Annotated in this window: 7 protein-coding genes; 4 read left to right on the top strand and 3 right to left on the bottom strand. The window is 63.0% G+C overall.

What is annotated here, in order from left to right; translation table 11 throughout:
* Both acnA and prpF read left to right on the top strand, forming a co-directional pair.
* Positions 1–1,537, top strand: a 1,537-nt coding sequence (gene acnA / locus JHD64_RS17655; RefSeq protein WP_199054626.1) for an aconitate hydratase AcnA, incomplete at its 5' end; no start/stop codon positions are given.
* Between the two features lie 169 nt (positions 1,538–1,706).
* Positions 1,707–2,900: a 2-methylaconitate cis-trans isomerase PrpF gene (prpF, locus tag JHD64_RS17650; RefSeq protein WP_199054625.1), complete on the top strand. Its 1,194-nt coding sequence runs from the start codon at positions 1,707–1,709 to the stop codon at positions 2,898–2,900.
* Between the two features lie 72 nt (positions 2,901–2,972).
* Here prpF and JHD64_RS22510 read toward each other — a convergent pair whose 3' ends face one another.
* Together JHD64_RS22510 and asd are read right to left on the bottom strand one after the other, a co-directional pair.
* A complete protein-coding gene (locus JHD64_RS22510; RefSeq protein ID WP_199054623.1) occupies positions 2,973–4,457 on the bottom strand; it encodes a GGDEF domain-containing protein in 1,485 nt (494 codons plus the stop codon).
* A gap of 207 nt (positions 4,458–4,664) precedes the next feature.
* Positions 4,665–5,513 (bottom strand): archaetidylserine decarboxylase, encoded by an 849-nt coding sequence (gene asd, locus JHD64_RS17640; protein WP_199054621.1) that lies wholly within the window; start codon positions 5,511–5,513, stop codon positions 4,665–4,667.
* A gap of 187 nt (positions 5,514–5,700) precedes the next feature.
* Between asd and JHD64_RS17635 the strand changes: the two genes are divergently transcribed.
* Together JHD64_RS17635 and JHD64_RS17630 are read left to right on the top strand one after the other, a co-directional pair.
* On the top strand, positions 5,701–6,249 hold the full coding sequence (locus JHD64_RS17635) for an NADPH-dependent FMN reductase (RefSeq protein ID WP_199054612.1): 549 nt from the start codon (positions 5,701–5,703) through the stop codon (positions 6,247–6,249).
* 155 nt (positions 6,250–6,404) lie between these two features.
* Positions 6,405–7,079, top strand: coding sequence for a hypothetical protein (locus JHD64_RS17630; RefSeq protein WP_199054610.1), 675 nt, complete (start codon positions 6,405–6,407; stop codon positions 7,077–7,079).
* Positions 7,080–7,124: 45 nt separating this feature from the next.
* Here the strand turns inward: JHD64_RS17630 and JHD64_RS17625 are convergent, their stop codons facing one another.
* Positions 7,125–7,910 carry an ABC transporter substrate-binding protein gene (locus JHD64_RS17625; RefSeq protein ID WP_199054609.1) on the bottom strand — a complete coding sequence of 262 codons (786 nt, stop codon included), beginning with the start codon at positions 7,908–7,910 and terminating at the stop codon, positions 7,125–7,127.
* Between the last annotated feature and the right edge of the window lie 6 nt (positions 7,911–7,916).

The following is a 7,916-nucleotide window of genomic DNA, read 5'->3' as shown; positions in this document are numbered from 1 at the left end:
GTCCAGCGTGGTGCGCAATATGGCTGGCCCGTCCAATCCGCACAAGCGCCTGCCCACCTCGGCACTGGCCGAGCGCGGCATTGCGGTTGACCTGGACAAGGCCCGCGCCGAAGAAGCCGAAGGCCTGCTGCCGGATGGCGCGGTCATCATTGCCGCCATCACCAGCTGCACCAATACCAGCAACCCGCGCAATGTGGTGGCCGCCGGCCTGCTGGCCAAGAAAGCCAATGAACTGGGCCTGCTGCGCAAGCCGTGGGTGAAGTCCTCGTTTGCCCCCGGTTCCAAAGTCGCCAGGCTGTATCTGGAAGAAGCCGGCCTGCTGCCGGAACTGGAAAAGCTGGGCTTTGGCATCGTCGCCTATGCCTGCACCACCTGTAACGGCATGTCCGGCGCACTGGACCCGAAAATCCAGCAGGAAATCATCGAGCGCGACCTGTACACCGCCGCCGTACTGTCAGGCAACCGCAACTTCGATGGCCGTATCCACCCCTATGCCAAGCAGGCCTTCCTGGCGTCTCCGCCGCTGGTGGTGGCCTATGCCATTGCCGGTACCGTGCGCTTCGACATTGAAAAAGACGTGCTGGGCGTGGTGGATGGCAAGGAAATCCGCCTGCAGGACCTGTGGCCGTCCGATGATGAAATCGACGCCATCGTGGCGCGCTGCGTGAAACCGGAGCAGTTCAAGCAGGTATACATCCCGATGTTCGATCTGGGTCAGGTGGAAGAAGCCAAGAGCCCGCTGTACGACTGGCGTCCGATGTCCACCTACATCCGTCGTCCGCCCTACTGGGAAGGCGCACTGGCCGGGGAGCGCACGCTCAAGGGCATGCTGCCGCTGGCGGTGCTGCCGGACAACATCACCACCGACCACCTGTCGCCGTCCAACGCCATCCTGCCCAGCTCGGCTGCCGGTGAATACCTGGCCAAGATGGGCTTGCCGGAGGAGGACTTCAACTCCTACGCCACCCACCGTGGCGACCACCTGACCGCCCAACGCGCCACCTTTGCCAACCCGCAACTGGTTAACGAAATGGCCGTGGTGGATGGCGCGGTGAAGAAGGGTTCGCTGGCGCGTATCGAGCCGGAAGGCAAGGTCACCCGCATGTGGGAGGCCATCGAAACCTATATGGCGCGCAAGCAGCCGCTGATCATCATTGCCGGTGCCGACTACGGCCAGGGCAGCTCGCGTGACTGGGCGGCCAAGGGCGTGCGGCTGGCCGGGGTGGAAGCCATCGTGGCCGAAGGCTTCGAACGCATCCACCGCACCAACCTGGTGGGCATGGGCGTGTTGCCGCTGGAATTCAAGGCCGGTACCAACCGCAAGACCCTGGCCATTGACGGCAGCGAAAGCTACGACGTGAAGGGCGACATCTCGCCGCGCTGCACGCTGACACTGGTGATTCACCGTCGCAATGGCGAAACGCTGGAAGTTCCGGTCACCTGCCGTCTGGATACCGCCGCCGAAGTGCGGGTGTACCAGGCTGGCGGCGTGCTGCAGCGCTTCGCCCAGGACTTCCTGGAGTCCACCACCGCTTGAGTTTTGCTGCCCCCGGCCTGCAGGTATGTCCCTGCCGGCAGGCCGGATTCAGGGCAGCCCCCAACCGCCGGGCGGCGCGAAATCCGTTTCGCAGCCGCCCGGCTGCTTGCCACCCTATTCCGGCAATGCCTGTTGATGGCCTTGCCCACAGCATGACAGGAGAGACTGCATGGCCCATGCTCCACAAATCCGCATTCCTGCCACCTATATCCGTGGCGGCACCAGCAAGGGGGTGTTTTTCCGCCTGCAAGACCTGCCGGCCGCCGCGCAACAAGCCGGCCCGGTGCGTGACGCCATCCTGATGCGGGTGATCGGCAGCCCCGACCCCTACGGCAAGCAGATCGACGGCATGGGCGGTGCCACCTCCAGCACCAGCAAGACGGTGATCCTGGCCAAGAGCAGTCGGCCCGATCACGATGTGGACTACCTGTTTGGCCAGGTGGCCATCGACAAGGCCTTTGTCGACTGGAGCGGCAACTGCGGCAACCTGTCCGCCGCCGTCGGCTCCTTTGCCATCATGAGCGGACTGGTCGATGCCAGCCGCATCCCGGCCAATGGCGTGGCCACGGTGCGCATCTGGCAGGCCAATATCAGCAAGACCATCATCGCCCACGTGCCCATCACCAACGGTGAAGTACAGGAGACCGGTGATTTCGAGCTGGACGGCGTCACCTTCCCGGCCGCCGAAGTACAGCTGGAATTCCTCGACCCGGCCGACGAGGGCGAAGGCGATGGCAGCGGCGCGATGTTCCCCACCGGCAATGTGGTGGACACGCTGGATGTGCCGGGCGTGGGCAGTTTCCAGGCCACCATGATCAATGCCGGCATCCCCACCATCTTCCTGAACGCGGCCGAGCTGGGTTACAGCGGTAGCGAACTGCAGGAAGCCATCAATGGCGATGCCGCCGCACTGGCCCGCTTTGAAACCATCCGTGCCCACGGCGCGCTGCGCATGGGGCTGATCAAGGACCTTGCCGAAGCGGCCACCCGCCAGCACACGCCCAAGATTGCCTTTGTCGCCCCACCTGCGGCCTATACCGCCTCCAGCGGCAAGGAAATCACCCCGGCAGACATCGACCTGCGCGTGCGCGCCATGTCCATGGGCAAGCTGCACCACGCCATGATGGGCACTGCGGCAGTGGCCATCGGCACCGCCGCCGCCATTCCCGGCACGCTGGTCAACCTGGCTGCCGGTGGTGGCGAACGCCAGTCGGTGCGCTTTGGCCACCCGTCCGGCACCCTGCGCGTCGGTGCGGAAGCCAAGCTGGTGGACGGCCAATGGCAGGTGAGCAAGGCCATCATGAGCCGCAGCGCCCGCGTGCTGATGGAAGGCTGGGTGCGTATTCCCGGCGACAGTGTCTGAATCCGCCTGCCTGCCCATGAAAACGGCCACCCGTGGGTGGCCTTTTCATTGCCTGCGCCGGCAGCGTGATGCTCAGTGCGCTGCCACCACCCGATTGCGCCCTGCCCGTTTGGCCTGATATAGCGCCATATCAGCCTGCTTCACCCAGGCGGCCTTGTCCTGCATCACCATGGTGGTGGCCGCGACGCCCAGGCTGAGCGTGACGCTCACCTCCACGTCGTTGCAATGCAGCGTCCTGGCTGCCATCTGCTGACGCAGGCGCTCGGCCAATTGCACGCCACCTTCCTGCGTGGTGTGCGGCAGCACCAGCAGGAATTCTTCGCCACCGTAGCGGATGGCGGTATCGATGGCACGGGTATGTTCCAGCAGCAGCGTGGCCACCCGCTCGATCACCCGGTCACCCACATCGTGGCCATATTCGTCATTCACCTGCTTGAAATGGTCGATATCCAGCATGATCAGCACGGCCTGCTGGCCAGAACGCTGGCTGCGCAGCCATTCCTGTTGCAGCACCTCGTCGCCGGAACGGCGATTGAGCAGACCGGTCAGGCCGTCCAGCCGCACCAGCTGCGCCAGATAGGCATTGCTCTGTTTCAGCGCGGTCAGCAACTGCTGGTTGCGCCCCTGCCAGTGCAGGAACAGCCGGTAGGCAAAGAAGGCATTGAACAGTACCTGCAAGGCAAACACCCAGAAGAACACCCAGCCGGTCTGGGTCATCACCATGGCGGCTTGGCGGAGCTCAGGTGACAGACCATGTTGCAACTGCCCCAGCAACAGGCTGCTGCCCAGGCTGAGCGACAGGTAGCCGTACACCAGCGCCCCCAGGCTGACCAGCACCAGTAACAGCACGATCAGGTGGCGCGACTCTGCCTCACTGGCAGGCGGCAAGGCCTGGTGACGGCTGAGCCAGCGGTCGGTCGCCCGCCAGCTTTGAGCCAGGACCGGCCCCACCAGCAGCAGGTTTTGCAGGAAAAACCCCAGCCACCAACCCTGCCAGATGGGTAGCAGCTCGCTGAACGCCTGTTTGTTGCAATAGGTCCAGATCAGCGCCCCGCTGGAACTGAAAATGCTGCCGACAAAAGACAGCTGGACAAAGTGCAGCACCGATTCCAGGCTGCGCAGGCCGCGCAACATGGGCAAGGCGCGAAACCCCAGCACCATTACCGCCACACCCAGCGGATCGGCAAAGGCAAACAGGGCGGCCCACTGCCAGGCCATGCCGGCATACAAGGCCAGCACCAGCGTGGTCAGATAGGCTGGCAAGGCGCCCCACCACCAGCCCAGGCACAGGCTCCACCACAGGCTGATCAGCAGGGCCGGATACACGGTGATGTAAACCGTCACCCCGCCAAACTGCAGCGGCATGCCAGACCAGTTCTCCGCCACCGACAGCACACCCAGCCCCAGCGACAGCAGCAGGCTGCACAGCCAGCCACCAAACAGGATGCAGCGTTCACGCCGCGAAATGATGCGCCACAGCCGCCAGGGCGTGATGGCGGGCGGCCGCAGGGCAGCATCCGGGCTGGCCAGCGGCAATGCAGCAGAAGGTCCTGACACGTCTGTATTCATGAGAGAGGTCGAACAAGGGCAAAGTAAAGTCAGCCGGACAGCGTCCGCCACCGCAGGGTGCTGGCCGGCCGCCCCGGAGGGGCTGACAGCAGCGGGCATGAGGCGACGGTGACACTAGCATAGTTCAATGACAGGCAGGTTGGTGCAACGCATCAGCGACAGGCATAAAAAAAACCGCCAACGGCGGTTTTGCTCTCAGGCCATGTCGGCCATGCACTCTCCCAGTCGGACCGGGCTGGCGGGCTGCCACTGCTGATTGAACTGCAAGCCGGTGGACTGCGGAAACAGCAACACCACGGTGGAACCGAGCTGGAAGCGGCCCATCTCCTCCCCCTTGCCGATAACGATATGCTGGTCCTGGTAGTCCCAGCGCTGGATCCGGCCCGGACGCGGCGGATTCACCACACCATGCCAGGTCGTGGCCATGCTGCCGACGATGGTGGCCCCCACCAGGGTCAGCACAAAGCGGCCATGCGGCCCGTCAAACTCGCATACCACCCGTTCATTACGGGCAAACAGCCCCGGCACACCACGCGCCGTGGCCGGATTCACCGAAAACAGCGCACCCGGCACATAAGTCATGCTCAGCAGGCGGCCATCGCAAGGCATGTGGATGCGGTGATAATCACGTGGACTCAGGTAGATGGTGGCAAAGAAACCATTCTGATAGTGCGTGGCCATGGCCGTATCGCCGCCCACCAGCGCGGTGGTGGAGTAGTCATGCCCCTTGGCCTGGAAAATCTGGTCTTGCCGGATGGGTCCGAACTGGCTGATGGCACCATCCACCGGGCAGATCAGTGCGGCATCGGCCAATGGACGCGCCCCGGCGCGCAGCGGCCGGCTAAAAAACTGGTTGAAGCTGGGATAACTGGCGATATCGGGGTTGGCCGCCTCGGCCATATTGACCTGATAACGGCCGACAAACCAGCGAATCACCGCTGTGGTCAGTCCTCCGGCCTCGGCACTGGCCAGTTTGCCGGCCAGAATGGTCAAAGCCTGCTTGGGCAGGAGATATTGCAGCCATACGGCGAATCGTTCGGACACTATTTCAACACTCTGGAATGCGGACAGCCGGACATTATAAGCCGGACTCAGGGTGAAGCGAAATGCGGGCCTGCATTTGGCAGCACAGCCGATGACTGACTGCCTCAACTGGAAAAGAGGACAGGTGCTATCTAGAATGCAGACGGGACATCTCTCTCCACCCCCTGTCCTCACACAAGGAACCACGATGAGCACACTGAAAGTACTGGGCATCTGTGGCAGCCTGCGTCGCGCATCCACCAATATGGGCTTGCTGCGATATGCCAAGGCACACGCACCAGCAGGCATCCAGATCGAGATCGCAGACCTTGGCCAGCTGCCTTTTTACAATGCCGACATCATCGAAAAACCGGCCGCCGTGCAGCAACTGCTGGCGCAACTGGCCAGTGCCGATGCCCTGCTGCTGGCCTGCCCGGAATACAACTACTCGATGGCTCCGGCGCTGAAAAACGCGCTGGACTGGGCCTCGCGCGAGCCGGACAACGCATTGCTGGCCGGCAAGGCGGTCGCCATTGTCGGCGCAGGCGGCGGCATGGGGACGTCCCGCGCGCAATACCACCTGCGCCAGACCTGCGTATACCTCGACCTGCACCCGCTGAACAAGCCGGAAGTGTTTGCCAATGCCTTTGCCGGCGGCTTTGATGCCGAAGGCAATCTGACCGATGAACGCCTGCAAGGGCTGGTGGTGCAACAACTGCAGGCACTGCAAGCCTGGGCCAGCCAGCTGTCTGCCTAAGCCAGCAAGCAGTCACACCCGGCCGGGGCTGCCGCAGGGCGCACCGGCCTGATTACATTGTTTTTTACTAAAATTTTCCCGCCAGCGACCGATAATGAGACAGTAGCCTGCCACTTTGCCGGCATGCTTCATCACTATCACCATGGGAGTCGCTCATGAGCATCAGCAGCATTCCGGGCAACAGCCTGTCGCTTTACGCCAGCCTCAGCAGCACGACCCTGACCGATAGCAAGACCGGCGACAGCATCAACAGCAGCACACTGACCGTGGACGAAGTGGTCAGCCTGGGCCAGAACGACAGCGGCACACAGTCGCTGACCTACGGCAAACCAAGCAGCAGCGCCACCGCTGCCCCGGTGGATGTGTCAGCCTTGCTGGCCAAGTCCAACCAGCAAGTGTCGGACTTCCTCAAGCTGCTGGGCAATCTGGTGCAGCAGCAGGGCCTGCAATGGAACAAGGTGGTGAGCGGCGAACAAAAGCTGACGGTCGACCCGCAAACCAAGGCCGCAGCCACCCAGGCGGTGTCCGAGGATGGCGAGCTGGGCGTAAAGAACACCGCACGGCGCATCCTGGATTTTGCCAGGCTGGGCATAGGCAACGACCCCAGCAAGATCGATACCCTCCGCGCCGCAGTACAACAGGGCTTTGATGAGGCCAAACAGGCTTTTGGCGGCAGCCTGCCCGACATCAGCAACCAGACCCACGACGCCATCATGGCCACGCTGGACGACTGGCAGAAGAACGGCCTGCCCAGCAATAACGACTACACGCTGATCCGCCCGGACTTGCAGCAAGACAACAGCCAGAACACGTCGGCAAGCAGCAGCTGAGCCATGCCCGCAACCCGCGTCACCGGGCTGCGGGCAGCAACACCATCAGTAAATATCGCGCCCGAAATACTGCACGCTCAGCTTCTTGAAGCTGCCATTGGCGCGCACCGCGGCAATCGCCTTGTTCAGACGCGCCACCAGTTCCCTGTCTTCCTTGCGCACCGCCATGCCGGCGCCGGAGCCCAGCACCTCGCGCTCGGCGGCATTGTCGCCATTGATGGACGGGCCGACAAAGGCAAAGCCCTTGCCCGGCTCGCTCTTGAGGAAGCCGGCCTCCACCTGCAGCTCGTCCTGGAAGCTGGCATCCAGCCGGCCATTCACCAGGTCGGCATAGGCCTTGTCCTGGTCTTCATAGCGCACCACATCCATACCGCGCGGCCCCCAGAACTTGCTCAGATACATGTCGGCCGTGGTCCCGCGCTGCACCCCCACCCGCTTGCCCTTCATGCCTTCGGCAGTAAATTTGAGCGTGCTGCCCTTGGCCGCGATCAGCCGTTGTGGCGTGCGGAAATAGCGCTCGCTGAAGGTCACCGCCTTGGCCCGATCAGCGGTAATGGTCATCGACGACATGATCACATCGTATTTCTTGGCAATCAGGCCGGGAATGATGCCATCCCAGTCCTGATTGATCAGCGTGCAGTGCGCCTTCATCTCCTTGCACAGCGCCATGGCCAGATCGGCCTCAAATCCGACGATCTGCCCGGCAGGGTTCAGCGACTCGAACGGCGGATAAGTGGCATCCATGCCGATACGCAGATTGTTCAGATCGGTCGCGCCAGCCTGTACGGCAGCAGCGGACAGCAATACGGCACACCAGGATTGCAGCTTCATCTTGAT

Origin of the sequence: Aquitalea sp. ASV15 (assembly GCF_016429115.1) — a bacterium.
Classification (GTDB): domain Bacteria; phylum Pseudomonadota; class Gammaproteobacteria; order Burkholderiales; family Chromobacteriaceae; genus Aquitalea; species Aquitalea magnusonii.
The sequence above is the reverse complement of the archived record's forward strand: the minus strand, read 5'-3'. Positions and strand labels throughout refer to the sequence as shown.